The organism is Desulfosporosinus youngiae DSM 17734, from assembly GCF_000244895.1.
Taxonomy (GTDB): Bacteria; Bacillota; Desulfitobacteriia; order Desulfitobacteriales; family Desulfitobacteriaceae; genus Desulfosporosinus; species Desulfosporosinus youngiae.
The window spans coordinates 5,309,417-5,335,579 of the sequence record NZ_CM001441.1 but is presented as its reverse complement, the minus strand read 5'-3'; the positions used below and the strand labels follow the sequence as shown (position 1 = coordinate 5,335,579).

Sequence of the window (26,163 nt, the reverse complement as noted above, 5' to 3'; positions counted from 1 at the left end):
TGTATGATCGAAAGAGACTTTCAGCGACAATTATTTAATCTGGAACTGCAAGTCCTGGAACAAGCACTGGTAGACATTGCCGGGGGAAAGTACGAAGGAAATGAATTTCTTGCGGATTATAAGCTGATCGTAAAAAGTTATGAAAGGCTGTTAACATTTACCCGGCGAATTTTTAAAATCAGCGATATTCAGGCAGGCAATCTAATGCGGAGAGAAAATGAACTTAAAAATATTCTCGATAATGTGGGTCAAGGATTTCTAACCTTTGGACAGGATTTAATGGTTGACAGAGAATATAGTGCAGAGTGTGAAAAACTCTTCGGATTCAAGATTAGCCGCATGAACATTCTTGACTTGCTTAAGAGTGACGACGGAAAACTGAATGCCCTCTTTTCAGAGGTTTTCAGGAGTATTTTCGAAACCACAGATAGAGAGGTACATCAACATTTAATTAATAAATTACCTAAAGTGATAGAACGGGAAGGCTGCTACATCTCTATTGAGGTTAGACCAATTCCTCCAAACTATGCGGATGATGATCTTCTATGCATGTTAATCCTTACAGATGTCACGGAAAGGCATAAGGCCCAGGAGCAAATAGCTTTTTTAAGCTATCATGACAAACTTACAAGTTTATATAATCGGGCTTATGTCGATAAATGGCTAGAAGAGGTTTTGTCGGAAGGGGATTATCCCCTTAGTGTAATTATGGCCGATTTAAACGGTCTAAAGTTGGCCAACGATGTTTTTGGCCATTTTCAGGGAGATAAGCTGCTGATAAGCCTGGGAAAGGTCCTGCTCCAAAGTACTCGCAAATCAGATATTATAGCGCGTTGGGGAGGGGATGAGTTCCTGATTCTATTGCCTGGTTCTGATAGGGCCGCCTGTCAAAAGGTTGCTGAACGGATCACAGAAAACTGCAAACTCCAGGAAGGCCTGCCCACAGAACTCAGCGTCTCATTAGGAATGGCAACTCAAAAAACCCCGGATAAAACTATTTTTAATTTCTTAGGTATCGCCGAAAATAGAATGTACAGCGATAAATTGCATAAGAGAAAAGAAGTGCGGCGCAGACTTATACTAAGTGTTGAGAAGGAGCTTCATACGAGATTTTTCGAAAATCAAGGGCACGTTAAGAGAGTTGAAAGTCTCGCAGCTCAGCTCGCTCAGGTCATAGGTATAAATGAAGGATCACCTGAATTGGATAATTTGAGATTGATGGTGAGGCTGCATGATATCGGTAAAGTGGGTATTCCTAAAGAAATCCTGGGAAAAGACTGCGGGTTAACGAGTTGTGAATGGGAAGTCATGCAAAGACATAGTGAAATCGGCTTTCGTATGGCACAATCAATCGATGAATCAGTGGTTGCGGAAGGGATTCTGGCTCTTCGTGAACATTGGGATGGAACAGGTTATCCAAGAGGATTGAAAGGAGATCAAATACCTCTGCTTTCCCGGTTGGTCGGACTAGTCGATGCTTTTGACGTCATAACCCATGACCGGCCTTATCGTTTAGCCCGGTCTCAAGAAGATGGGATTCGAGAATTAGAAAAAGGAAGCGGAAAACAGTTTGATCCGCACCTTACCAAGCTATTGATCACAAAGCTTCTTAGCTAGGATAAAGCCCTTACTCCAAGGTTTATGAAGTAAGGGCCCGTTATTTATCCCGTCGTTTACACAGAGGAATTCTTAGCTTCCTGAGCTTTACCTGCATATCGTTCGGCAGTTTTAAGCATAGCTTCTACTTCCGCATCACTAAGCTCTCTGACCACCCGGGCCGGTACTCCCATCAGCATAACCCGGGGGGGATAAGTTTTATTGCCCGGAACGATGGTTCCGGCAGCGATGGATGTTCCCTCACCGATAATGGCATTATTAAGAATAATTGCTCCCATTCCGACAAGAGAGCCTTTGCCAATCTTGCACCCGTGAAGGATAGCAGAATGACCAACGGTAACATAGTCTTCGATGATTACGGGCTGATTTTGGGCTACGTGAATAACAACCAAGTCCTGAATGTTGGAACACTTACCAATCCTGATTTTAGCCAGGTCTCCCCGGATGACCGAGTTAAACCACACACTGGATTGCTCATCAATATGGACATCCCCCTTTACAATACAGCCTTCAGCCAGATAGACTGTGCCCGCTATCCGGGGTTCTTTGTGAGTATCAATCATATAATTCTTCCTCTGTAAAATAATTCAAAGCTCTGGGGGATTTGTTTAACAGGCTTTGTTTTGTCTAATTAATTATAAGGTAGCATAAAGTTAAATGCTAGTTTCGAGCAACTTAGTGTGACTTTTCTCACACCTAAACATAAGCCACAATCACAGTGCATTTCCCGAAATTACTATAAACTAACCTTAGTCAACTTGCTTATACAAACATTTAAATAAAAAAATTAGGGGGAAACAAAAAATGAGTATGTTTTGCTTTCAATGTCAGGAAACGGCTAAAGGAACTGGTTGCACAATCAAAGGAGTCTGTGGAAAAACCGAAAATGTCGCTAATTTGCAAGACCTTCTAATCTACACACTTAAAGGAATCGCCGTTTATGCGGTTCAAGCCCGTGAACTTAGTATTGTCCGGCCGGATATTGATAAATTCATTATGGAAAGTCTCTTTTGCACGATTACCAACGCCAACTTTGATAAAAATCGTTTTGTAGAGCGCATCCAAGAAGGCCTCAGCTTACGTGAAGGACTCAAACAAGAAATCATTAAAGCCGGCGGCACAATTCCGGCAGACTTACACGATGCGGCTACCTGGAACGTGCCTGTAGATCAGTTTGACGCAAAAGCCGCTTCTGTTGGCGTTTTGGCTACGGAAAATGAAGATGTCCGTTCCCTGCGGGAGTTGCTCACCTATGGATTAAAAGGAATGGCTGCCTATGCGGAACACGCCTATAATCTTGAGTATCAAGAAAGCGGTATCTTCGCCTTTATCGAAAAGGCTTTGGCTGCGACCCTGAATGATACCCTTGAAGCCGGTGACCTGGTAGCCCTTGTCTTAGAAGCCGGGAAACACGGTGTGGATGTCATGGCCCTTCTGGATAAGGCCAACACCACAACTTACGGAAACCCGGAACTCACTAAGGTTAACATCGGGGTCAGAAATAATCCGGCCATCTTGATTAGCGGTCACGACCTGAAAGATCTCGAAGAATTGCTTATTCAAACCGCAGGAACCGGTGTGGATGTTTATACCCACGGCGAAATGCTCCCGGCCCATTACTACCCAGCCTTTAAGAAGTACGATCATTTTGTCGGCAACTACGGAAATGCCTGGTATAAACAAGACAAAGAATTCGACTCCTTTAACGGACCCATTTTCTTAACCACTAACTGCCTCGTTCCTCCTAAAGATTCCTATAAAGACCGTGTCTACACCACTGGAGTAGTGGGATTTGAAGGAGTAAAACACATCCCGGACCGTGCAGACGGCAAGGCCAAAGACTTCTCTGCCCTGATTGCCCATGCCAAGAGCTGCTCGGCCCCAACGGAAATTGAAACCGGCGAAATCATCGGCGGATTTGCTCACAATCAAGTCCTGGCCCTTGCCGATAAAGTGGTGGATGCCGTAAAATCCGGAGCCATTAAGCGTTTCTTCGTTATGGCAGGGTGTGACGGCCGCATGAAGAGCAGAGACTATTACACGGATTTTGCCAAAGCCCTACCTCAAGACACTGTGATCCTGACAGCCGGATGTGCCAAATACAAATACAATAAACTAAACCTGGGCGACATCGGCGGCATCCCCAGAGTGCTTGACGCAGGACAATGCAACGACTCCTACTCCTTAGCGGTAATCGCCTTGAAACTCAAGGAAGTCTTCGGACTTGATGATGTGAATAAACTTCCGATTTCCTATAACATTGCCTGGTATGAGCAAAAAGCGGTTATCGTGCTGCTGGCCTTGCTTTACCTAGGAGTAAAGAACATTCATTTAGGACCAACCCTTCCAGGCTTCTTATCCCCGAATGTGGCCAAAGTCTTAGTTGAAAACTTCGGCATTGCAGGCATCTCCAATGTTGAAGATGATCTCAAACTATTCATGGCGTAAAAACACGGAAGATCCTGAAACCCTTAGGCCCTCGTTACTGCATCTGCAGTAACGAGGGCCTTTATGGGTTGCTGTCAGGAACCATAGGATCAGTTGCTCTCTTTGATCAAATCCCGGATAACTTCACCTGCGATCAGCAGCCCAACCACTGAGGGAACAAAGGAAATGCTCCCCGGAATTTGGCGTTTTTCCGCACAGTGGGCATCCCCGCTGGGACAGATGCAGTTAGTCCGGCAATCCGCACCAGAGGAGAATGGAGTAAGAGGCAGGTCCGGGCTAAACACAACCTTTATCCCTTTGGTAATTCCCTCCTTGCGCAATAGTTTGCGCATGGCTTTAGCCAGCGGATCCCCGCTGGTTTTAGAGATATCTGTGACCTTGTAGTTTTCCGCGGTCAGTCGATTGCCTGCCCCCATACTGGAGATAAAGGGAATTTTACGGTCTAAACATTCTTTCGCTAAATTCACTTTACTCGAAACAGTATCAATGGCATCAATAACATAATCCAGGTTCCTATGCAGAAAGTAGTCTGCTTCATCCCCTGTATAGAACTTCTTAATCGTTTCGACATTGGCTTTTGGATTGATTTCCAAAATTCTGCGTTTCATAACCTCAACTTTCGCCATTCCCACGGTGGAGTGAAGGGCGTGCAATTGGCGATTAATATTTGTAAGACAAATATCGTCAAAGTCAACAAGGATTAAATGACCAATACCCGCACGGGCCAAAGCTTCCACAGTGAAAGAGCCAACCCCTCCAATTCCGAAAATCATGACTGTACTATGGCTAAGTTTTTCCAGACCTGTATTACCAATCAAAAGCTCTGTCCTGGAGAATTTATGTTGCATAGTTTCCTCCGTTAAATTTTCTTCCTTAGTTTATTATACCCCGTGCCAAGAAAAATCAAAGAGCTAAGAGCAATGACAATGCCGAAAGAAATAGTCTTACATAGAAAACTATTATTCGACAATAAGTTCCTTGACGTTTACGTAAACTGGTGTCAGAATATTTACAAAAGTACCAAGATAATTAGGAAAGGGAGTGTAATTGCAGCTGTGGAACAGTCACTCGTGAGCATTTCAAAACTGGCTCAAGAATTGCTGATCACACCAAGGACTATTCGTTACTATGAGGAAATGGGCTTGTTAACCCCAGTGCATCACGAGAAAATGAGTCAGAGATTATACGGGCCGCGCGAGAGAGCCCGCTTAACCTTAATCCTGCGCGGGAAAAGGTTAGGGTTTTCTCTGGCTGAAATCAAAGAAATGATCGATCTGTATGATATTGATCGTACAGAGGGTCTCCAATTGGAACGAGCTGTGGCCTACGGTGAAAAACGTTTGCAGGAGCTTGATGAGAAGATCAGGGAGCTCACCCTTCTGAAAGGGGAATTACTGGACTATCACCAGCAGTTTACAGAGCTGCTGAGGGAACGCAATACAGAAAAAAGAGGAGGATAAAAATGTTCGATTTCCTTTTAACAGAAGCCCAAAAAGAATTGCAGAACGAGGCGGGTTCCTTCGTCAAAGAAAAGGTTCCTAAGCAATTAATCCTGGATATGGATGCCGAGAACGTGGTTTATCCTGTGGATTATATTAAAGACCTTGGAGAAGCAAATCTGTTAGGTTTGCGTTTTGCTCCGGAGTATGGCGGCCGAGGGCTAAGCTGGGTTGATGAAGTCGGAGTTTTGGAAGAAATCGGGATTTTAGGGACCAGTCTGGCCTGCCTTTACTCCCTGCCCTCCATCGTTGGGGAAGCGCTCGCTCGTTTTGGTTCGGAAGACTTAAAACAGCGCTACTTAAAACCCACGCTGGAGGGAAAAATCTATACAGCCGAGGCGCTGACCGAACCCCGGGGCGGATCGGACTTTTTCGGTGCCACCACAGTCGCTGTGCGGGATGGAGAGGATTTTATCCTTAACGGTCAAAAGCGGTTTGTGGTGGGTGCTGAAGGAGCAGATTACTTCATGGTCTATGCTAAGACCAACCCCGAAGGCAAATCTCATGAAAGCATGAGTGCTTTCATCGTTGACAGGGGCCCGGGCGTTGAAGTGGGGCATGTGTACGGACTGATGGGAACCAGAGGCGGCGGAGCAGGGCGGGTCGTCTTTAAGGATGTGCGGATTCCCGGCAAAAACCTGTTGGGCAAAGAAAACGGAGCCGCTGAGATCTTCTATCAGATGATGATTCCGGAGAGAATGACGAGTGCAGCCGGAGCCTTAGGCATGGCCAGAGCTGCCCTGGAGGTAGCAACAGCATACAGTACTAAGCGCAAAGCTTTTAACCGCACGATCAAGGATTTCCAGGCAGTAAGCTTCAAGGTCGCAGATTCTATCACCCGTTTGGACGCTGCCCGCGCCCTGGTCTATGCGGCTGCACGGGCTATTGACTCAGGAGTGCCGGCGGCTCAGGGAAGACGCCTGGTTTCCGAGGCTAAAAAATTTGCCACCAATACAGCCTGGGAAGTTGTTAATGATGCCATGCAAATCATGGGGGGAATCGGCTATACCAATGTATATCCGGTGGAACGGCTTTTGCGGGATACGCGTTTAATTATGATTTGGACGGGTACCAATGAAGTCATGAATCTCATTATTCAGCACGAATATTACAAAGAATTAAAAACTCACATGGCTAACCGCCGGGCGATTGAAGAAGATGCTCTCAACGCCCATTTAACTGAAGAGAAAGTTTATGAATGATCTCAATGAAACGTAAAGAATTCCTTGCAAAGAAGACCCGGGCTCATGACGAAGGAGCTTGAGTCTTCTTTTCAATTTGCATATAATCAACAGAAACAAGGATCGGCAGGCATAAATACAAAGCCTGCTGGCAGAAAAATAAAAAATAGGCTAGAATAGAGAAGAAGTTTTAATGCAGGTGAAAGAATATGATGAAAAGAAATAATACTCAGAGTGCGAATCTAACCCTGGGAGGTATAACCTTGGGTTTTTTGGTGAGCTATCCGTTTTATTTGCAGGGAAGTTTTATCGGGGGACTGATCTCTAGTGGATGCAGTGCAGGAATGATCGGGGGGCTTGCGGATTGGTTTGCGGTAACAGCTCTTTTTCGGCGTCCGCTGGGTATCCGGCCAAGTAAAGTGGTGCGGACCGAGATTATTCCCCAGAATCGAGAACGGATTTTTTCTGCCTTAGCAGATATGGTACAGAATGAATTACTTTCTCAAGACCTGCTTAAACGCAAACTGTCGGGATGGGATTTTTCCGGGCTGCTGATTCGGGTTTTTCAAGAGCGTGAGGTCCAGGAAACTGTCAGCCTGATGCTTGTGAATTTTGCAGAGGATATTCTGGACCATCAAGAACCGGAAGAGATTAGGCGGCAGATTAAAGGTTTACTTCGAGAAAACATCGGAGGTTTGAATCTCCCCCAAACTCTTGCGGAAGTCGTTGAATTGTCGGTGGAACGCGGGGATGTCGATAAAGCCTTGGCAGTAATCTGCCAGGTTATCACTGAATTTGTAGAACAGCCTGAAGTCAGTGCAGCTCTGGAGGATATGATTGAAGCGGCTTTGACAAGGTATGAAGAAAACAATACCACGCGCAAAATGGTGGGGATGTTCCTTCCCTCACCTTCCGTACTTGCTCAGGGTCTTCAGGAAAAGGCCAAAACAGTGTTGCAGGATGGAACGGCAGCCCAGTGGATTAAGGACGCACTGCTCAGGTTAGTGCTCGAACTCAAGACAAACACTTCGCTGCAGGAACGATTCAATCTCATCATATTGGAGGGCATGGATAAAGCTCTGGAAACTACTGAAGTAAAGCAGGCAATTAGGACATTAACGGGGACAAGCATGGATAAAGTTCCGAATCATTGGCAGGAGGCCCTGGAAAAAATCGCTCAAAATAGTCCCTTAAGATCTCAGATAAATGAAGGAATTAAAGGTATGCTGGAAAAGCAGATAAGATCTCACCATAATGCCATCGGCCGCATAGTACGCGAAGGCTTAGACCCTTTGACGGATGACAAGCTGGTTGCGCTGATTGAGGATAAAGCGGGCAATGATCTGCAAATGATCCGGATTAACGGTTCTGTTGTGGGTGCTTTGGCTGGAATGACGATTTACTTGCTTGGGATGGTGTTTAAGTAATGAATTATCATAAAAAGGCGAACCTGATCTTAAGCATTGTTTTTATTTTTTTCCTGGGCGCAGCGGTCTTAGAATACTATTATCCCCAGAACTTGGGAATCAGGCTGATGTATTTCGTCTTAGAGGCCGCCTTAGTAGGCGGAATCGCCGATTGGTTTGCAGTAACCGCGATTTTCAGAAAACCGTTGGGCTGGGGTTTTCATACTGCCCTGATCCCCAGGAATCGGGAGAAGGTCATCAAGGCAGTAGCATCCATGGTGCAATCAGAGCTCTTGCGCATGGATTTGATCCGCAAGAAAATTGAAGGAGTTCCCTTTAGCGAGTCACTCTTTAATTATATCGCAAAGCAAGGCGGGTCACTGTTCTTAACGAATAAGCTGGTTTCCTATCTTCAGCGTTATTTAGAAAGACAACAGCCGGACCTGCTCGCCAGGAAGCTTGCCGGGTATCTCCGCCAGGATGCGCAGTCCGGGAACTTAAGTCCTAAGATTCAGGCTTTGAGCGGTTGGGCTTCAGCCCAAGGATATCTCGATCAAGGGCTGGACCGGTTAGCAGACGGATTATGGGATAAAGCAGCGGAAGGAGAAACACGGCAAATCTTTGTCCGATATTTTGAAGAAATCAAACAGGAAAAGGTCAGCAATGGCGGTTCATTATTCCGTACCCTGATGGGTTTTGTTGAATTGTCAGATGGGCTTAATCTTGATGAAGCAGCGGATGCCTTGCAAGTTGAGTTACTATTAACCTTGCGTAAATTCAAAGATCCCAGCGATCCCTTGCGGGCCCTTCTCAAGGACAGCCTTTTAGCTCAAATCGCCGAATTAGCAGAGGATCCAAACTTCGAAAGACAGGTACGGCAGTGGACGGAAGAGGTTCTGTCAGAGCCTTTGTTCGAGAGGCTTTTAGAGACTGTCATAGGGGCGGCCATTAACTCCGCGACGTCACCATCAAGCATGGAATCCAATGTCTTGTCTAAGATGCTATATCCTTATATTGAAACATACTGGGACAGCATTCAGGAGAACAGGGAACTTCGGGAGAGAATCAATTCATTTATTGCAGATATCTTATGCCGGGTGATCAAAAATGAACATGATGTCATTGGAAACATGGTCAAGGAAACCCTTGACTCATACACGGACCAGGATCTCAATCAGTTTGTTCAGGATAAAGCGGGTAACGACTTACAATGGATTCGGATCAACGGATCCATGATTGGCGGAGTCGTAGGGCTCATCTTATTCTTATTCTTGGAGTTTATCTACAACCCTTTCATCATGCCGGCGTTAATGAACTTAATTCAATGAAGTTCCGGCAGGTATACAAGATTCATAAAGAGAAGGTATTGTAATCGGGTTAGTCCCTGTGCTAGAATACCAAACATAAGGTGTGCACAACCGAAAGCCCATGGGTAAGCAACTATAACGACAAAGCAACGACGCTTTGAGAATACTCGCAGGAGTAGCTCAAAGCGTCGTTTGTTTTTACTTTTTGAGGAGGAATAATTATGGATACGGGAGATACATCCTTTGTATTGATTGCGGCGGCGATGGTTTTTCTGATGACCCCTGGTTTAGCGCTTTTTTATGGTGGTATGGTCCGTAAAAAGAATGTGCTTAGTACCTTCATGCATAGTTGGATTATGATCGGTATTATGTCTTTGCAATGGATTTTAGTGGGATTCAGTTTAGCGTTCGGAACAGATCATTATGGTTTGATCGGCGGCTTAGACTGGCTGGGCTTAAATGGAGTTGGAATGGAACCTAATCCGGATTACTCAGCCACGATTCCGGCCATTGTCTTTATGGGTTTTCAAATGATGTTCGCAATCCTTACTCCCGCCCTAATAAGCGGCTCGATCGCAGAACGGATGCGTTTTCCGGCATTCGTGGCCTTTATGCTTCTATGGGCTACATTTGTTTATGATCCTCTAGCCCATTGGGTTTGGGGAGTCGGCGGTTTCTTAAGAAATCTTGGAGCCTTAGACTTTGCCGGAGGAAATGTAGTGCATATTAGCTCAGGCTACTCCGCATTAATAGCGGCTATAGTGCTCGGAAAGCGCAAGGGGCTGGGCAAAGAATCTATGGCGCCCCATCATGTTCCCATGACAGTTTTAGGCGCAGGGCTCCTTTGGTTTGGCTGGTTTGGTTTTAATGCAGGGAGTGCTCTGGGCGCAAATGGTTTAGCCGGTATCGCCTTAGTGAATACCAATACTGCTGCTGCTGCAGGGGCAGTTGCCTGGGCAGTTGCGGAGCGCATCCATAGAGGCAAATCCACAATTCTGGGGACCGCGAGCGGTGCTATCGCAGGATTGGTAGCCATAACTCCAGGGGCCGGATTTGTGACACCGCTTTCTTCCATAGTTATCGGCTTAGTTGGCGGAGCAATTTGTTATCTGGCGATCAGCGTAATGAAAGCCAAATTTGGATATGATGATGCCTTGGACGCTTTTGGTTGCCATGGAATTGGCGGGACCTGGGGGGCATTAGCTACTGGGGTTTTTGCCACTACGAGCATCAATTCAGCCGGTGCGGATGGATTATTTTACGGGAATGCTTCACTCTTAGGGATTCAAGCCATGAGTGTTTTAATTACAATAGTGTTTACCATGCTGGCAACCTTTATCATATTGAAAGCTATTAGCCTGGTAACCAAACTACGTGTTAGTGAAGAGCAAGAATCGAGTGGTCTGGACTTATCCTTACATGGGGAAACCGCCTATACTGAATTTGTTTAATTGAGCAAAAAATTAATCAAGCGGAGGATATGATTATGAAGAAAATTGAGGCGATCATTCGACCGGGCAAGCTGGACAATGTGAAAGATGCGTTGGGTAAACTTGGGGTTAATGGATTGACGGTGACTCAAGTGATCGGATGTGGAAAACAAAAGGGAAATACTCAGGTCTATCGGGGGGTTGAATATACCATTCATCTCATACCAAAGGTGAAAATCGAAGTTGTAGTGATGGATAAAGACAGTGATAAGATTATCGAAGCTATCACAAATGAGGCCAGAACGGGAGAGATAGGAGATGGCAAGATCTTTGTGACGACCGTTGATAATGTGTATACCATAAGAACGGGAGCCAGCGGAGAAAAGGCATTATAACAAAATGAGAAGGGATACTAAATAGACCGCTCTCTAGTGAACTAGGGAGCGGTCTATTTGTTCTAGAAAAAATATCTATTAATACCAAAAAATGTTAACCTATTTCAAGAATCTCCGTATACTGTTACAAAGAGGAAAGGGGGATTTAAAATGGCATTAGGAGCTGGCGGATCTTGTGGCAGCGGCGTTGGTGCTGGCATTGCGATCGTAGTTGTAATAATTTTGCTTCTCATTGCGATGGGTATTGTATTCTAAGACCTGCGCAAGTTTAAGTCATTTATATTAAAGGAGGTAATAATATGTTTGGATATGGCGGTTGTGGGTGTCCTGTTGTTCCGGTTGCTCCCGGTGCAGGTGCAGGTGTAGGCGTAGGAATTATTGCTATCGCTATATTAATCCTTATAGCTTTAGGTGTAATCTTCTAAAGAATCATCTCATGATACAGGGCTTCCTATTTATAGGAAGCCTATTAAGTTTTGATCCAAGATAGCAGGAGGTGGATAATAGTTGAGCAGAGGACTTAAGTTGTTTAACAACCCAAATACCCTTAATCTGATGCAGAGCTTGGGACAAAACCCATTTCCTCTAAGAGGGGTTGAACGTTTTATGCAAAAACGCGGAATGGATTCCGGTTTCTTTGATACCCTAAAGGTACAAGTGCCGCCCGGGGGAAGCGGCGGAATAAAGGCATTCCTAAACAGTTTCACCGGCAAATTTGGCCGGCGCTAAGCCTTAGCGAGAGAAATCCCTTAGTTCAACCATATAAACAGGCACCCTGGTATTCAACCAAGGTGCCTTAACTTAAATCTAAGTTGAGAAACTACGGATTAGTAGGCAATTCCCTGAGCATACATCGCGTTAGCAACTTTGATAAAGCCGGCAATATTAGCACCAACGACAAGATTATCTTCCTGGCCATACTCTTTAGCGGCTTCACTTGCGCTTTTATAAATGTTAACCATAATGTCTTTAAGTTTGGCATCAACTTCTTCAAACGTCCAGGAATATCTCATGCTGTTTTGGGACATCTCAAGAGCTGAAGTTGCAACTCCACCTGCATTGGCAGCCTTTCCAGGGCCAAAGATTACTTTTTTATCAATAAAGAGGTTAACTGCTTCAGGAGTGGAAGGCATGTTGGCTCCTTCCCCGACAGCATAGCACCCATTGGCGATCAGAGTCTGAGCAGATTTTTCGTCTAATTCGTTTTGTGTTGCACAAGGAAGCGCAATATCGCACTTAATGCTCCAGATATCTGCACATCCATCTTGGTAAGTTGCACCTGGATGGACCTCAACATACCGGCTGATTCTTACTCTGTCTACTTCTTTGAGTTGTTGAACAGTAGCTAATTTGATTCCTTCAGGATCATAGATATATCCGTTCGAGTCACTCATTGCTACGACTTTTCCCCCTAATTGCTGAACCTTCTGGGCTGCGTAAATAGCGACATTACCTGACCCGGAAATAGCAACCGTCGCATCTTTAAAGGATTTCCCCTTCGCATTGAGCGCCTCTTCCATAAAATAGCAAAGGCCATAACCGGTTGCTTCAGTACGTGTTAAGCTTCCGCCGTAGGTTAAGCCTTTGCCGGTAAGAACCCCGGTAAATTCATTGCGGAGCCTTTTATACATTCCATAGAGATAACCAATTTCACGGCCGCCGACACCAATATCGCCTGCCGGGACGTCAGTATCTGCCCCAATATGTTTTGCCAGCTCACACATAAAGCTCTGGCAGAATCTCATGATTTCTCCGTCTGATTTCCCTTTTGGATCGAAATCACTTCCGCCTTTACCTCCGCCGATTGGAAGACTAGTCAGTGAGTTCTTGAAGATTTGTTCAAATCCAAGGAACTTGATGATGCCTAAATTAACGGAGGGATGAAATCTCAAACCGCCTTTGTAAGGACCAATCGCACTATTAAATTGTACTCTGAACCCACGGTTCACTTGAACGTTTCCATTATCATCAACCCAAGATACTCTGAACATAATCTGTCTCTCAGGCTCAACAATCCGGCTGAATATTCCCGCCTTCACCCATTCAGGATGTTTTTCAGCGACGGGGTCAATCGATTCTAAGACTTCTTTTACGGCTTGAAGAAATTCGGTTTCGTTAGGATTCTTTTTCACAACTTGTTCCATAACATCGGCTAAAACATTCATCTTTAAATTACCCCTTTGTAATTTTTTAGATTTTATTCGCCTTTTATATTACATCTATTCTTGTTCAATTATAAGTGTCTTTATTAATGAATTCATAATACATGATCGGAAAACCATATTTAAGTAATAAAAAAGGATAGTTTTGTCAAACCATCCTTACGAGTTAGCCCTTCTGAGCAAGGAGCAGCTGAATTCCGGCTGCCAGGACAAACAGGTTGAATGCTATTTCTGTGGCAATCAACAAACGGGGGGTAGTATTTGTGGGTAAGATATCCCCCAAGTCAGCGGTGGCTAGGGTTGTGACGCTGAGATATAAGAATGAAATAAATTGGATGACAATGTTTTCCCCCAAGTAGCCTTTAAAGCTGGAAGGGAAGTATCGGTAAAGGACGAGATACTCAGAAGCAAAAAGCAAGATGACAGAGACCATTGCCCCGCCAATGGGATAAACAAGATTTTTGCAGGGGGGCTTAAAATTGGATATGATATCGGATATTGCGAAGGCAACTGCCACTGTGGCCCCGATTCCATATCCTACAAGAGCTAATTTAAAGAGGCTTCCTCCAAAAGGTTCAATGCTATCATCTTCTTCTTCCCCAGATTTTTCCCCGGAAAACAAACTCAAAAAAAGCGCCCCGGCTGTCCCGAGAAGAGCGGGAGACAGTAATTCCCAATAGCCGAGTTTGAGCGGTGGTTTCAAGGGAAGAATCGGCAGGTAAGGAGGGGCGCAAGTTTGATTTTTGGAAAATGAAGGTTTATACCCTCTGATGCTGTTTGAATTCAGGGGATAAGGTCCATAGGGCGGATAAGGGGAGAGCTGAGTCTTGTTTTGATCCACGTCTGAATCGACCGCCTTTCAGAGAAGTGCATATTCCATTATATTCCGGTTAGTGAATTTGGTTAAAGTATTGACTATCGTGTAAATACGCGATCCTGCAAGGAAAAGAAGGATTTTTGGTAATTTTAGAGAATTAGAATAATGTTTTAAATATAGATCGGTTGATATTAAGGACTGGATGTGGACAAATGAAGATTATAAAATTAAATAAAAAGGATCTTCTCACGGAATTACAGGAAGAATTCTGGTCCGATCAATTTTATTCAAATTTTAGGCACCTCAGAATCCTATCGGCCATCTTGCTCTTGTTAGGCTTGATCTGCTTTTTATTTGATTATATTAATTATCAAAAGGGACTGTGGAGCATCACTCCGGGTTATAAATGGTTGTTTCTTTCTCATGTAGTATTTGTTCTGGGGATGGCTTTAATTACGTTTACTTATTGGCATATAAGCTTTCAGTCTGTGGACGAAATGGGATGGATTAATAAATTTCAAAATAATTTTTTTGCTTTATTTTTTTTATTAACTTGCGCATTTATCACTGGATGGGTTGATCAGAGAATTCATGGAGAATTAACTGTTTATGTTACAGGGTGTTTTATCATTGCAGTGTTTTTTTCGTTAAAACCCAAAGTTAGTTTTGGAATTTATTTGATATCCTACATAATTGTGATGATAGGAATTCAGCAGAATCAAACAAATTCTTTAGTACAAAATGGTCATTATCTTAATACAATGTTACTGATTTTTGTTGCTTGGTTTTTATCCGTAACTCTATATAAATCAAGAGTTCAAGATTATTTGCATAAAACCCACCTTGAGAGCTTAGTTAAAGAACGGACGAAGGAATTGGAGGAAATCAATAAACAGCTGTTGAATGAAGTCTGCGAACGAAAACAAATAGAAGAAAAGATTTTCCGATTAGCGTCGATAGTCGAGTCAACTGAGGATGGTATTATAGGGATGACTTTAGATGGAATAGTTATCGATTGGAACAGGGGGGCAGTGTGTATATATGGTTACTCAGAAGAAGAGATTATTGGCTTGTCGGTTAGAAAGCTGTTCCCTCTAGACAAACAATTAGAGTTAGATAATATCTTATCAACGATCTCCCAAGGGAACGCTGTTTCTCATTACGAAACTATACGTCAAAGGAAAGATGGTAAGCTTATTGATGTCCATCTTACGGTTTCTCCGATAAAGAATCATAATGGAAAGATTATAGGAGCATCCACGATTGTTAGAGATGTCACCAGTCAGAAAAAAATAGAGAAAGAAATGGCACGTATGGACCAGATGAACCTGGTCGGTGAATTGGCTGCAAGCATCGGCCACGAAGTAAGAAACCCAATGACAACGGTTCGAGGATTCTTACAGCTGCTTGGAGAAAAGAATGACTCTTCTAAATATAGGGACTATATCCCACTTATGATCAGTGAACTTGATCGTGCAAATCAGATTATTACAGAATTTCTCTCCATCAGTCGTACGAAAGTTACTGAGGCTGCCAGGCATAACCTCAATAATATTATTAATAGCATCCTGCCTCTTATTCAGGTGGATGCTATTAAAGATGAAAAGCGGGTAACTATCCAACTTGATGTGGTACCAGATTTAATTTTAGATGATAAAGAGATGCGTCAGATGATCCTTAACTTAGCGCGAAATGGACTTGAAGCAATGACTAAAGGTGGATGCCTTACAATAAAGACTTACTTTAGTGACAATAAAGTGATCTTAAGCATTCAAGATGAAGGGATGGGTATTAAGCCAGAACTAATAAACCGTTTAGGTACACCTTTTCTTACCACTAAGGAGACGGGTACAGGGCTAGGGTTGGCAGTCTGTTATGGAATTGCTGAACGGCACAATGCAGCAATTGCAATTAAATCCAGCCTGCTTGGGACAACATTCTTTGTAAAATTCAATGTGCCAATGTCAAATGACTAAGCATAGTTAAATGATTCAATAAATGCTTGAACAATAGCGGGATCGAATTGAGAACCCTTCCCTTTGGCTAATTCTTCCAAGGCATAATCGATAGTTCGGCTCGGCCGATAGGAACGCTGAGAGGTTATTGCATCGACAGCATCAGCGATCGTAATAATTCGGGCTAGAAATGGAATTTCCTCCCCACATAAACCATCTGGATATCCTGTTCCATCGAAACGTTCATGATGATGGCGAATAAGGGGTAGGAAATCGCGAGCAAAACTGAGTGTAGAGCAAATAGTTTCCCCCATTTCAGGATGCGAGCGCATAATTTCCCATTCCTTCTCGTTCAGTTTACTGGGTTTATTCAAGATTGCATCAGGTATACCGATTTTACCGATATCATGTAATTGAGCCGCTCGCCAAACAGTTTCTTGGTCTTTCACTGAAAGTCCAAGGGTATGTGCTAGTTGAAGGGCATAATTGGCAACACGTTCGGAATGTCCTCGCGTATAGGTGTCCTTCGATTCTAGGGCTGAGGCTAATGTAAAGATTACATTCTGAGATTCATCTAAAGCTTGAAGAGACGCTTCAAGCCGGTTGTTGATCTCGATGAGTTCGTTATTGGAGGCTTCTACTTCTTTGCTCTTTTGTTCAATAGTTTTCCGATTAATAAAATCTTGAATCTTCATTTTGTATAGGGTTAAAGATAGAAACCATGAATAAACGATTAGGATCGTGCCATTGATATAATGCCCCTTGAGAACATCTAAATCAGATTGGAAGTACATAATACCAAGTATAAATAATATCCAGGAAAAAGTATAATTAATTAGACTGACGAGGGGTTTCATGTAGTTATTAGCTGCAATCAGTATACAACCAAGAATAAAGACAGTGATTTGATTATGGAGGAGTTGATCATTAATAGATATGCAGCAGCTGAAAATTATAATAAAAGAGGAAAAAAAGATACCTAGGTAAGTATGCCAACAATTCACCTTTTGGTCTTCTGACTTAAGATCATGGACCCATGATAATAGAAGGAATCCCGTTAAAACAAAGCCCAGGAATACATGAAGATAGAACAATTTCGAATATCCTGAAAGAGTACTCCAATACCAAAGGCCTTCTTGATAATTAACTATATCGAAAATGATAAAGAGAATATTAAGAAGGAAAAGAACCAATGCAAGATTACGCGAACGAAAAAAACTCAGGCGAGCAACTTCATCAAGGAATTCTTGTTTATGCATATCCGGGACTTTTATAAAAGGAGAAGGCATCGGCAAAAAGCCACCTTTCAAAATCGTTGTACTTAAACACATTATAGTTCGACATAATGCAACATCATTCCTTCATGACAAGTGGAACTTCAACCATTTTCCTTCAAGATACCTGTTAAATTAAAAAGTTGCTATTTTATTGTTAATTAAAACAAAGAATGGAAAATTAAACAATACCTTTAAATTTAAGGAGAATGAAGATGAATCATCCATTGTATTTCCCTCTGACCTTTTCTCAGCAATCCATCTGGGATATTCAGACATTTTACGGAAATTCCAGCTATGCTAATTTAGCAGTTGGAGTGATAATCCAAGACGAACTGGATATCGATGTGCTTCAAAAAGCAATTAACATAAATATTCTAAGGAATGAAGCTATTCGTTTGAGGTTTGTGATGATTGATGGCGAACCTCGTCAATATATATCTGAGTTCAGGGAATACCAGCTCGATCAATTGGACTTTAGTCATTCAGAAGGTCTAAAGGAGTTCGAGGACTGGAAAGATCATCAAACAAGAATAATTTATAAGCACTTAGACAGGGATTTATTTTATATCGCTTATGTGAAACTATTTAACTCCCAGGCAGCGTTATATTTTAAATTCCACCACCTTATTTCTGATGCATGGAGCCTAAATATGATCATAAATGACGTGTTAAATACTTATAAGGCTTTAGTAAACCATGAATCTTTTTTGACTGAGCAAAAACCCTCTTATTTAAGTTACATTTTAGATGATATGGATTACTGCAATTCTCTTAAATATAAGGAAAGAGGAGTTTTTTGGGAAAAGCTATTTGAGACAATGCCCGAGTTTACTCTTTTTGATGAAAGAACGCGCGGGAAGAGAGATAGTCAGGCCAAAAGAAGGACAATAACTATGTCGAGTAATCTTTGTGAAAAAGTAAAACAATTTTCGGCGAGACATAATAGTTCTGGTTTTATAATCTTCTTCGCTGTTTTTGCCTTATATTTATCAAAAGTGACAGCTAAACATGACATTGTGATTGGGACACCAGTACTAAACAGGTCCAATCATCAACAAAGGAACACAGCGGGAATGTTTATCAGCAATATTCCATTTAGAATAACCATTGATCTTGAATGGGATTTTTTATCCTATCTTAATCATATTTCTAAGTCATGGAGGCTGTTATTGAAAAACCAGCGCTATCCTTATAAGGAAATTTTGAAAGAACTTAGGGCGAAGCATGGTTATTCAGGAGCTTTAAATGATGTTGCTTTTTCATATCAGATTTCCAAATTTGACATTGAAAATATGGATTTCGAAACCTTTTGGGATTTTAATGGTCATGAAATTAATACTTTATCCCTTAGCATAAGTGATTGGAAAAATGATGGAATGTTAAGATTTGATTACGATTACTTAATTGGAGCACTAAGCGATCAAGAAGTGGAGCAAGTTCATCATTATCTTGTAACGCTATTAATAGATGCAATTGCCAATCCATCCAAAGCATTGTTCCAACTTTCGCTGTTGTCCAGCCAGGAAAAAACAGCCCTAATCCATGAGCTTAACTTAACGAATTTAAATTATCCTAAAGAAAAAACAATCAACCAGTTATTCGAGGAGCAGGTGGAGAGAACACCTGAACGAATTGCTTTAATTGTCAATGCGAAAACGTTAACATACAAACAACTAAATGAACGTGCGAACCAGCTGGCCAGGGTACTCAGGCAGAAAGGTGTAAATTCAGATAGTATTGTTGGCCTTATGCTCAAGCGTTCCCCTGAACTGATGATCGGAATACTAGCCGTACTCAAAGCAGGAGGCGCCTATCTTCCCATAGACCCGCAATACCCAATTACCAGGATTGAAGATGTCTTACGAGATAGTAAGACCCATATGTTACTAACGAACGCCTCAAGTATTGAGGAAAAAGAAGTCACCGGATATTTAGAAAAAACATTGAACTTAGAGCAGATTGATCTAAATGATTCATCATTATACACAGGACCTTCTTCAAACCTGCTCAGGATTAATAAGCCAAATAACTTGGCCTATGTTATCTATACTTCAGGATCAACAGGTACTCCTAAGGGCGTTATGATCGAACACCGCTCGGTTAATAATTTAATTCATGCTCTCGGGAAGAACTTTTACTTCTTGGAACCAAGGGTGATCGTTTCCTTGACCACCGTGGCTTTTGATATCTTTGTAATGGAGACTCTTGTGCCCCTGTCCTATGGGTTATGTGTTATCCTGGCCAATGAAACTGAACAAAAAATTCCCAGCACCTTGTTTGATCTTATCAAGAAGTATAATATTGAAATGCTCCAGGCCACACCCTCAAAAATTCAGTCTTTGTTAAAAGATCCTAACTGTTCTGCGGGCTTGGTATACTTAAGGGATATTTTTATTGGAGGAGAACCGCTCCAGGAAGGCGTGTTAAAGAAATTACAAAAACTCGCTCCTTCTGCCAAACTTTACAATATGTATGGCCCTACTGAAACGACAGTATGGTCTATGTGTAAAGAAGTAACCCGGGAAGAACATGTAACCATCGGGCGGCCCATTGCCAATACTAAGATTTATATCCTTGATGAGGCCAAAGAGCCTGTGCCTAAGGGGGTAACCGGGGAGATTTATATTGGGGGAGAAGGGCTGGCTCGCGGATATCTGCATCGTAAAGATCTTACCCAAGAACGGTTTATGCCTGATCCCTTTTATGAAGGAGAAACCATCTACAAAACCGGGGATCTTGGACGCTGGACAGATGAAGGGGAGATCGAATGTTTAGGCCGCAATGATGATCAGGTCAAGGTTCGAGGTTTCCGCATTGAATTAAGGGAGATCGAAAAGTGTTTAACAGACCATGAATTAATCGAAGAAGCGGCTGTCATAACCCGTGAGGATGGGAACAAGAAAAGTTATCTTTGTGCCTATTTGGTAGCAAACCAGGCTTTATCCGCCTTGGATTTAAGATTATATTTAGAAAAACGTCTGCCGGACTACATGATTCCTGCAAAATTTGTTTGGCTGGACGCTATGCCTCTTACCCCTAACTTAAAGGTGGATAAAAAGAGCTTGCCTGATCCAATTTATCAAGGAGAGTTAGAAGATACAGAAAGGATACCCCCCAGAAACTCAACAGACGAAGAATTAGTTGGATTATGGTCTAAAGCATTAGATATAGAACATATCAGTATTGATGATAACTTTTTTCTGCTTGGCGGGGATTCTCTGGCGATTATCGAGGTGCTTACCGGGACATGGCTGCGGGAGTGGGACTTAAATGCTCAGGATTTTTACGATTATCCTACGGTTCGCCTCCTTTCAGATAAACTTAGGGGGGAAATAATTGGACAAGAGGATTCAGGTAAGTCAGATCTGGATTTTCCACGCCCTAAGGGTCACTTTGATGACCAGTCCCAAGACACAATGCCGGCTCTGAAAGGGAATGTACTTTTAACAGGAGTGACAGGTTTTTTAGGGATGCATTTACTTTGGGAGCTCTTGAATACTACTGCAGGAACAATTTACTGTTTGGTACGCGGTCAGGAGACTGAGCAGCGGTTTCAACGCTTATTTAAAAGCTATTTTTCTGGATCAGAGAAGTTTGACTTTAGCCGGGTAAAAATTATCAAGGGAGATGTTACTCAGAAACTGCTGGGACTATCCTCTGAAGACTATAAGGCGCTGGGAGAAAACGTATTAACCGTGATTCATGCGGCAGGGTTAGTTAAACATTATGGTGAATACTCAGAGTTCGAGAAGGCAAATGTGCAGGGAACCCAGGAAGTTATCAAATTCTGCCTGACGTTTGGAAGAACTTTGAATCACATATCGACCGTAAGTATTGCCGGAAATCGATTGCTGGGCGGGCCTACGGGCGGACGATTCAGTGAAACAGAACTATATATAGGCCAAAATTATCGCGACAATCTCTACATTCGAAGCAAATTTGAGGCAGAGGTTCAAGTTCTTCAAGCAATCTCCTCAGGACTGGAAGCAGCGATTTTCAGAGTAGGGATTTTGACGGGAAGATATTCAGATGGTCATTTCCAAGGAAATATTGAGGAGAACGCTTTTTATCAAAAATTAAAATCATTACTTGAACTGAAGGCTTTACCCCTTGATAAAGTAGATCAAGACTTGGAATTTACTCCGGTGGATTTCTGTGCTAAAGGGATTATCAAGATTATGAAGGCAAATACCCTGACAGGCCGGGTCTTTCACATGTTTAATCATAAGAAACTTGAGATGACTCAATTAATCGAGATCCTTTATGCTCAGGGCATAGATATTAAACTATTGGAGATGGAGGCATTTTATCAATTAATAGACCAGGAGCTGCCAACATTGAACTCGCTCAGCGGATTAGTTTTGGACCTTACCGAGGAGCGTCCAATAGACTCAGAATTGAGAATTAAGATTGAGAGTCATATCACGCAAACCTATTTGTCTCAAAACGGTTTTGAATGGCCGGATATTACCGAGGCATATATTAGGAGTATTTTGGGACATATGATAAAAGTTGGGTTTTTGCAACAAATTATTTGACCTTAACTGACCTTTGTACTAAAATATAGTTATTCGGCAAGAATATAATAAGTTTTAAGGCAGCCATTAATAAAAGTGAATAGGGGGAATTGTGAATGGGTTATCTCGTCCCAATGGTAGTAGAACAAACTAATCGTGGTGAGCGCTCCTATGATATTTACTCTCGTCTTTTGAAAGATCGCATAATTTTCCTTGGAGGAGCAATTGATGCTGATGTGGCAAATCTAATCGTAGCTCAAATGCTTTTCCTGGAAGCAGAAGATCCCGAAAAGGATATTAATCTGTATATTAACAGTCCTGGTGGTTCGATCACTGCTGGAATGGCTATTTATGATACTATGCAGTACATTCGCTCTGATGTCCGTACAATCTGTATCGGAATGGCTGCCAGTATGGGGGCTTTCCTGCTGGCAAGCGGGACAAAAGGAAAACGTGTTGCACTGCCTAATTCTGAAGTTTTGATCCACCAGCCTTTAATCGGTGGGGGCGGGCTTTCCGGACAAGCGACTGAGATTGAAATCCATGCTAAACAGTTGCTCAGAACTAAAGCCAAGATGAACAAAATTCTTGCCGAGAGAACCGGGCAGCCCATTGAAAAGGTTGAGAAGGATACAGATCGCGATTATTATATGACGGCTGAAGAAGCCAAAGAATATGGTCTTGTCGATCAGGTTCTGGAAAAACTCGATAATCTCTCTTTAGAAAAAAAATAAACAGGTGTATTATAAGGTCAAAACGCAAGGGCGGTTAATCGTTCTTGCGTTTTTGAATTATTTTAATCCACTCACTAAAAGTTAATAGGCAAGTGGAATAGTTGGACGGTTCTCCTATATAAATGAGCATAGAGAGTTTTTTATTATAAAGGGGAGGCGTAGCATGCGTAAAATCCGTAAAGGAGTGATACCGGCGGCCGGCTTGGGGACCCGCTTCTTACCGGCAACGAAAGCCCAACCCAAAGAGATGCTGCCGATTGTGGATAAACCAACCATTCAATACATTGTTGAAGAGGCTATTCAATCCGGAATTGAAGATATTATTATTGTGACAGGGCGGAATAAGCGAGCCATTGAAGATCATTTTGACCGTTCGATGGAGCTTGAGGTTTTTTTGGAAAAGAACTCTAAAGATGAACTGTTGGATTTAGTTCAGGATATCGCCCGGCTGGCAGATATTTATTACGTTCGGCAAAAGGAAGCATTAGGCTTGGGACATGCAATCTACAGCGCCCGGAAATTTATTGGTAACGAACCCTTTGCTGTTCTTTTAGGGGATGATGTTATTTATTCCGAAGTCCCCGCTTTACGGCAAATGATAAATCACTACCATCGCTATGGAGCGAGTATTGTAGGGGTTCAGGAGGTCCCTCTTGAGGATACTGTCAAATACGGGATCGTGGATGGAGAAAAGTTTGCGGACCGGCTTTATCGTGCCAAAAATATGGTGGAAAAACCCCCGTCGAAAGAGGCCCCGGAAACCCGCTTAGCTATCATGGGACGCTATATTTTAAATCCGGAAATCTTTGATATCTTAGAGCACCTGCCGGCCGGCAGGGGTGGTGAGATCCAGCTTACGGACGGTATTAAACAGCTGGGCCGGTATCAGGAAATATTAGCCTATGAATTTGAAGGCCGCCGGTATGATGTGGGAGATAAGCTTGGTTTTGTGGAAGCCACCGTTGATTACGCTTTACGGCGGGAAGACCTTTCAGAGGAATTATTTAAGTATCTTCGGAATTTGGTAGGAGATAAATAACAAGTAGAAGTCTGACTAAATATCTGCACTATACACAATAGATCTCTGAATTATTTTCAACAATGCTGCTTGATTATCGCGAATTATATGAACAGCAAGAAGGCTTTTGGCACTTTCTGAGTATAGGGAACGGAAAATGAACTCAACTCTACAGTTAAAACGACACCCTTTTCTCCTAATAATTGGTAAAATGCTTTCGTACCATAAAAAGACTAAAGGAGGGAAGAGACTAATGATACCACTAGACAAAAAGAGGATAGTGACCTTAGCAGGGACGTTGGTTCTTGCGGGCGCTGTTGTTGCCGCAGGGGTTTATGGCCCCAGCGTCTGGAAAGTTTTCAGGCAACAAAGCGCTATCACAGACCAGGTAGTCATTCAAACCCCAGCCGTCGATGAGGCTAATAGTATTAACGGCAGCAATGGCACGGTGTTGCCTGAGGGCACCGCTCCGCCTGCTGCACAGGGAACGGCACAAGGAGAAACGCAAGGAGAAGCCCAAACAACAACTACAGCACCTCCGGCCATTAATGCACCTCCACAGAGTGATACCGGAAATAAGAGCAAATATAAGGAACCGGACACTAAGCTGATCGACATGGCGCCGTCTATCAGTGGATACTTCGGAGAGGCTGCATTAAGCAACGATGCCAAAACCTTAGTCTTTGGCTCTGCATGGAATATCCATCAGTACGTAGATGGTTATCTCTACGGGCCGGCAGCAGGTCCTCAAATGAATGAAGAGGATATTAAAAAGTATATCGTATTTCACAAAACCTTACTGGACAAGCAGTACAAAAATGAAGCGAATGCCTCCAAAGCAGCGACCTTCACCGGGTACTTGGATGTCCTTTTGAACAGCGGGATCGATGCCTTTGATTCGAAGGATAAAACTCGAATCGAGCAGTTCCACCAAGGCATTCACGATTTCGATACCCATCTGATGCGTAATGATGCAAGTTCAAAAATCTACGGGGCGACGCCATTTGCAACCAAAAGGACATAATTCAGGCCTCAGTTGATGCAATACACATAGGAATGGAATGAAGTTCAGATGCAGTAGTATATATGGTAGTAAATTCACTGAATTATATCCATGGTGCAAATGGCTGCTCTTGAAGTTAAGAACTCATGATAGAATTTTATATAAAATGATCCATTATATTGGTTATTTAATGGATCGGCATTTCGCAGCGCAGAAGGGAGCATTGCCCGAAAAACATAAGTTTTTGAGTGGACTGTTTACGTCACAATTTAATAGGCAACAAAATCCAGTGACTGTGATCTTGTTTTTACAAGGTTGAACGCTGGTTGGGTTGTTGAAAAACTGAATAAGAATAAAGAAACAAGGCCGCCTGAAGAATGGACAGGCCTTGTATTTTTTTGATAAATATAATCTCAAATGTCTAACATCTTCTTCCTTTGGTCAAGATAGTAATAAAAATCATTTGAAGGAGATTTTGGTCTTTATGCGTAAAATGAATTATCTATTTGGAGCACTGGCTTTAGGTCTGGGTATACTGGTAGGGACACTAGGTGTGTCTTTACTCACGAATTCGGGTTCTCCAACGTCATTTATCTCCAAATTACGTGGCCAAGATAAGATACAAACAGTTTCAGGTACGGTAAGTAATCCTTTGCAAACTCCACCTGATACAAATCCGGTGGAAGATGGGCTGCCTGGAAAGGACACAACCGATAGTTTGGATGTAACGGAAAAAGATCATGATTCCCTTACCGGCAAAGAATCTCTCTTGGCGCAACAAATCATCACAGATTATAAGCAGAATATCGGGACTTTTTTCGGAGCTTGGAAATCCACAGACATAGCTGCCTTCCGTACGAAATTGGCTAAAGCATATACAGGAGATTTATTCGAAAAACATGCTCGCCGGGCGGAAGAATATTTAGTACAAGGGATAGGGCTGGACGTGAGTCAAATAGTCTTTGATCAGGTCGATGTAGAAAGTGTCTCTGATAACGCGGCCACATTGCGGGTGGATTACCGCTACACGGCCAGGGATTATAATCTTACCGACGGCGCTCCGGTCGGAGAGGCGCACGAACAGATCGTGCAGGTTCGTGTTAATCTGATAAAACAAAATTCCCGCTGGGTAATTACAGGAGAAAGTACAATTCAGTAGGGTAAAAGGGCTACGGTCAAAAAATGACTAAGTGGTCCTTTTTTTATATATCAGAGTAGCCTGCCATGCCGCTGCGCAGCACCATCAGAGGATGAAAAAGAGAGTGCTCCCGGGTCGGGCAGCTTCGCCCACATCCGTGCAAGATTAGTTAATTCGTGCGAAGACAGTGTCTTCGTACCGCGGCATTCCGAGGCTGGCCCACTCGCCGGTTCGGGACTTCGCCAAACCTCCGGGTAAT

The 26,163-nt window shown here is 42.9% G+C and carries 21 protein-coding genes; 16 read left to right on the top strand and 5 right to left on the bottom strand.

Annotated elements, in window-relative coordinates; all coding sequences use genetic code 11:
- Positions 1-3 precede the first annotated feature (3 nt).
- Complete coding sequence (locus tag DESYODRAFT_RS24715) at positions 4-1,617, top strand: bifunctional diguanylate cyclase/phosphohydrolase (protein ID WP_007787245.1); 1,614 nt, start codon at positions 4-6, stop codon at positions 1,615-1,617.
- Positions 1,618-1,673: 56 nt separating this feature from the next.
- On the opposite strand, the gene DESYODRAFT_RS24710 is transcribed toward DESYODRAFT_RS24715, so the two are convergent.
- Positions 1,674-2,180 carry a gamma carbonic anhydrase family protein gene (locus DESYODRAFT_RS24710; RefSeq protein WP_007787244.1) on the bottom strand — a complete coding sequence of 169 codons (507 nt, stop codon included), beginning with the start codon at positions 2,178-2,180 and terminating at the stop codon, positions 1,674-1,676.
- Positions 2,181-2,421: 241 nt separating this feature from the next.
- On the opposite strand from DESYODRAFT_RS24710, the gene hcp reads away from it, so the two are divergent.
- On the top strand, positions 2,422-4,065 hold the full coding sequence (gene hcp, locus DESYODRAFT_RS24705) for a hydroxylamine reductase (RefSeq protein ID WP_007787243.1): 1,644 nt from the start codon (positions 2,422-2,424) through the stop codon (positions 4,063-4,065).
- A gap of 89 nt (positions 4,066-4,154) precedes the next feature.
- On the opposite strand, the gene DESYODRAFT_RS24700 is transcribed toward hcp, so the two are convergent.
- Positions 4,155-4,913, bottom strand: a complete 759-nt coding sequence (locus tag DESYODRAFT_RS24700) for a tRNA threonylcarbamoyladenosine dehydratase (protein WP_007787242.1) — start codon at positions 4,911-4,913, stop codon at positions 4,155-4,157.
- 207 nt (positions 4,914-5,120) lie between these two features.
- On the opposite strand from DESYODRAFT_RS24700, the gene DESYODRAFT_RS24695 reads away from it, so the two are divergent.
- The 8 genes from DESYODRAFT_RS24695 (at position 5,121) to DESYODRAFT_RS24660 (ending at position 12,012) form a co-directional block, all read left to right on the top strand.
- The gene (locus DESYODRAFT_RS24695; RefSeq protein ID WP_157137244.1) at positions 5,121-5,525 is read left to right on the top strand and encodes a MerR family transcriptional regulator; all 405 of its coding nucleotides are present in this window, start codon (positions 5,121-5,123) and stop codon (positions 5,523-5,525) included.
- A gap of 2 nt (positions 5,526-5,527) precedes the next feature.
- Complete coding sequence (locus tag DESYODRAFT_RS24690; RefSeq protein WP_007787238.1) at positions 5,528-6,766, top strand: acyl-CoA dehydrogenase family protein; 1,239 nt, start codon at positions 5,528-5,530, stop codon at positions 6,764-6,766.
- A 188-nt stretch (positions 6,767-6,954) separates the two neighbouring features.
- Positions 6,955-8,172 (top strand): DUF445 domain-containing protein, encoded by a 1,218-nt coding sequence (locus tag DESYODRAFT_RS24685; protein ID WP_007787236.1) that lies wholly within the window; start codon positions 6,955-6,957, stop codon positions 8,170-8,172.
- A complete protein-coding gene (locus DESYODRAFT_RS24680; RefSeq protein WP_007787235.1) occupies positions 8,172-9,479 on the top strand; it encodes a DUF445 domain-containing protein in 1,308 nt (435 codons plus the stop codon). Before DESYODRAFT_RS24685 ends, DESYODRAFT_RS24680 begins: the two co-directional genes overlap by 1 nt.
- Before the next feature lie 200 nt (positions 9,480-9,679).
- Positions 9,680-10,909, top strand: coding sequence for an ammonium transporter (locus DESYODRAFT_RS24675; RefSeq protein ID WP_007787233.1), 1,230 nt, complete (start codon positions 9,680-9,682; stop codon positions 10,907-10,909).
- A gap of 35 nt (positions 10,910-10,944) precedes the next feature.
- Complete coding sequence (locus DESYODRAFT_RS24670) at positions 10,945-11,283, top strand: P-II family nitrogen regulator (RefSeq protein WP_007787232.1); 339 nt, start codon at positions 10,945-10,947, stop codon at positions 11,281-11,283.
- Between the two features lie 299 nt (positions 11,284-11,582).
- A complete protein-coding gene (locus tag DESYODRAFT_RS29670) occupies positions 11,583-11,708 on the top strand; it encodes a hypothetical protein (protein WP_007787228.1) in 126 nt (41 codons plus the stop codon).
- A gap of 82 nt (positions 11,709-11,790) precedes the next feature.
- Positions 11,791-12,012 carry a hypothetical protein gene (locus DESYODRAFT_RS24660; protein WP_007787226.1) on the top strand — a complete coding sequence of 74 codons (222 nt, stop codon included), beginning with the start codon at positions 11,791-11,793 and terminating at the stop codon, positions 12,010-12,012.
- A gap of 98 nt (positions 12,013-12,110) precedes the next feature.
- Here DESYODRAFT_RS24660 and gdhA read toward each other — a convergent pair whose 3' ends face one another.
- Positions 12,111-13,448, bottom strand: a complete 1,338-nt coding sequence (gdhA, locus tag DESYODRAFT_RS24655; protein ID WP_007787224.1) for an NADP-specific glutamate dehydrogenase — start codon at positions 13,446-13,448, stop codon at positions 12,111-12,113.
- Between the two features lie 163 nt (positions 13,449-13,611).
- The gene (locus DESYODRAFT_RS24650) at positions 13,612-14,286 is read right to left on the bottom strand and encodes a membrane protein (protein WP_007787223.1); all 675 of its coding nucleotides are present in this window, start codon (positions 14,284-14,286) and stop codon (positions 13,612-13,614) included.
- Positions 14,287-14,474: 188 nt separating this feature from the next.
- Here DESYODRAFT_RS24650 and DESYODRAFT_RS24645 point away from each other — a divergent pair, with 188 nt between their 5' ends.
- A complete protein-coding gene (locus tag DESYODRAFT_RS24645; protein ID WP_007787222.1) occupies positions 14,475-16,238 on the top strand; it encodes a two-component system sensor histidine kinase NtrB in 1,764 nt (587 codons plus the stop codon).
- Here DESYODRAFT_RS24645 and DESYODRAFT_RS26785 read toward each other — a convergent pair.
- Positions 16,235-17,506, bottom strand: a complete 1,272-nt coding sequence (locus DESYODRAFT_RS26785; protein ID WP_007787220.1) for an HD-GYP domain-containing protein — start codon at positions 17,504-17,506, stop codon at positions 16,235-16,237. The two genes, DESYODRAFT_RS24645 and DESYODRAFT_RS26785, sit on opposite strands and share 4 nt — an antisense overlap.
- A 200-nt stretch (positions 17,507-17,706) precedes the next feature.
- Between DESYODRAFT_RS26785 and DESYODRAFT_RS24635 the strand changes: the two genes are divergently transcribed.
- The 5 genes from DESYODRAFT_RS24635 (at position 17,707) to DESYODRAFT_RS24615 (ending at position 25,925) form a co-directional block, all read left to right on the top strand.
- Positions 17,707-22,032 carry a thioester reductase domain-containing protein gene (locus DESYODRAFT_RS24635; protein ID WP_007787219.1) on the top strand — a complete coding sequence of 1,442 codons (4,326 nt, stop codon included), beginning with the start codon at positions 17,707-17,709 and terminating at the stop codon, positions 22,030-22,032.
- Between the two features lie 95 nt (positions 22,033-22,127).
- Positions 22,128-22,745, top strand: a complete 618-nt coding sequence (clpP, locus tag DESYODRAFT_RS24630) for an ATP-dependent Clp endopeptidase proteolytic subunit ClpP (protein ID WP_007787218.1) — start codon at positions 22,128-22,130, stop codon at positions 22,743-22,745.
- Positions 22,746-22,908: 163 nt separating this feature from the next.
- On the top strand, positions 22,909-23,784 hold the full coding sequence (gene galU, locus DESYODRAFT_RS24625) for a UTP--glucose-1-phosphate uridylyltransferase GalU (RefSeq protein WP_007787217.1): 876 nt from the start codon (positions 22,909-22,911) through the stop codon (positions 23,782-23,784).
- 232 nt (positions 23,785-24,016) lie between these two features.
- Positions 24,017-24,787 carry a hypothetical protein gene (locus DESYODRAFT_RS24620; RefSeq protein WP_007787216.1) on the top strand — a complete coding sequence of 257 codons (771 nt, stop codon included), beginning with the start codon at positions 24,017-24,019 and terminating at the stop codon, positions 24,785-24,787.
- 463 nt (positions 24,788-25,250) lie between these two features.
- Positions 25,251-25,925, top strand: a complete 675-nt coding sequence (locus DESYODRAFT_RS24615) for a hypothetical protein (RefSeq protein ID WP_007787214.1) — start codon at positions 25,251-25,253, stop codon at positions 25,923-25,925.
- The last annotated feature ends 238 nt before the right edge of the window (positions 25,926-26,163 follow it).

What these genes read in the sequence shown, in the direction of transcription:
- DESYODRAFT_RS24685 (WP_007787236.1), top strand. Translation starts at nt 6,955, where the DNA reads ATGATGAAAAGAAATAATACTCAGAGTGCGAATCTAACCCTGGGAGGT.
- DESYODRAFT_RS24645 (WP_007787222.1), top strand. Translation starts at nt 14,475, where the DNA reads ATGAAGATTATAAAATTAAATAAAAAGGATCTTCTCACGGAATTACAG.
- DESYODRAFT_RS24675 (WP_007787233.1), top strand. Translation starts at nt 9,680, where the DNA reads ATGGATACGGGAGATACATCCTTTGTATTGATTGCGGCGGCGATGGTT.
- DESYODRAFT_RS24680 (WP_007787235.1), top strand. Translation starts at nt 8,172, where the DNA reads ATGAATTATCATAAAAAGGCGAACCTGATCTTAAGCATTGTTTTTATT.
- DESYODRAFT_RS24710 (WP_007787244.1), bottom strand. Translation starts at nt 2,180, where the DNA reads ATGATTGATACTCACAAAGAACCCCGGATAGCGGGCACAGTCTATCTG.
- DESYODRAFT_RS24615 (WP_007787214.1), top strand. Translation starts at nt 25,251, where the DNA reads ATGCGTAAAATGAATTATCTATTTGGAGCACTGGCTTTAGGTCTGGGT.
- hcp (WP_007787243.1), top strand. Translation starts at nt 2,422, where the DNA reads ATGAGTATGTTTTGCTTTCAATGTCAGGAAACGGCTAAAGGAACTGGT.
- DESYODRAFT_RS24700 (WP_007787242.1), bottom strand. Translation starts at nt 4,913, where the DNA reads ATGCAACATAAATTCTCCAGGACAGAGCTTTTGATTGGTAATACAGGT.
- DESYODRAFT_RS24620 (WP_007787216.1), top strand. Translation starts at nt 24,017, where the DNA reads ATGATACCACTAGACAAAAAGAGGATAGTGACCTTAGCAGGGACGTTG.
- clpP (WP_007787218.1), top strand. Translation starts at nt 22,128, where the DNA reads ATGGGTTATCTCGTCCCAATGGTAGTAGAACAAACTAATCGTGGTGAG.
- DESYODRAFT_RS29670 (WP_007787228.1), top strand. Translation starts at nt 11,583, where the DNA reads ATGTTTGGATATGGCGGTTGTGGGTGTCCTGTTGTTCCGGTTGCTCCC.
- galU (WP_007787217.1), top strand. Translation starts at nt 22,909, where the DNA reads ATGCGTAAAATCCGTAAAGGAGTGATACCGGCGGCCGGCTTGGGGACC.
- DESYODRAFT_RS24690 (WP_007787238.1), top strand. Translation starts at nt 5,528, where the DNA reads ATGTTCGATTTCCTTTTAACAGAAGCCCAAAAAGAATTGCAGAACGAG.
- DESYODRAFT_RS24670 (WP_007787232.1), top strand. Translation starts at nt 10,945, where the DNA reads ATGAAGAAAATTGAGGCGATCATTCGACCGGGCAAGCTGGACAATGTG.
- DESYODRAFT_RS24715 (WP_007787245.1), top strand. Translation starts at nt 4, where the DNA reads ATGATCGAAAGAGACTTTCAGCGACAATTATTTAATCTGGAACTGCAA.
- gdhA (WP_007787224.1), bottom strand. Translation starts at nt 13,448, where the DNA reads ATGAATGTTTTAGCCGATGTTATGGAACAAGTTGTGAAAAAGAATCCT.
- DESYODRAFT_RS26785 (WP_007787220.1), bottom strand. Translation starts at nt 17,506, where the DNA reads ATGCCTTCTCCTTTTATAAAAGTCCCGGATATGCATAAACAAGAATTC.
- DESYODRAFT_RS24635 (WP_007787219.1), top strand. Translation starts at nt 17,707, where the DNA reads ATGAATCATCCATTGTATTTCCCTCTGACCTTTTCTCAGCAATCCATC.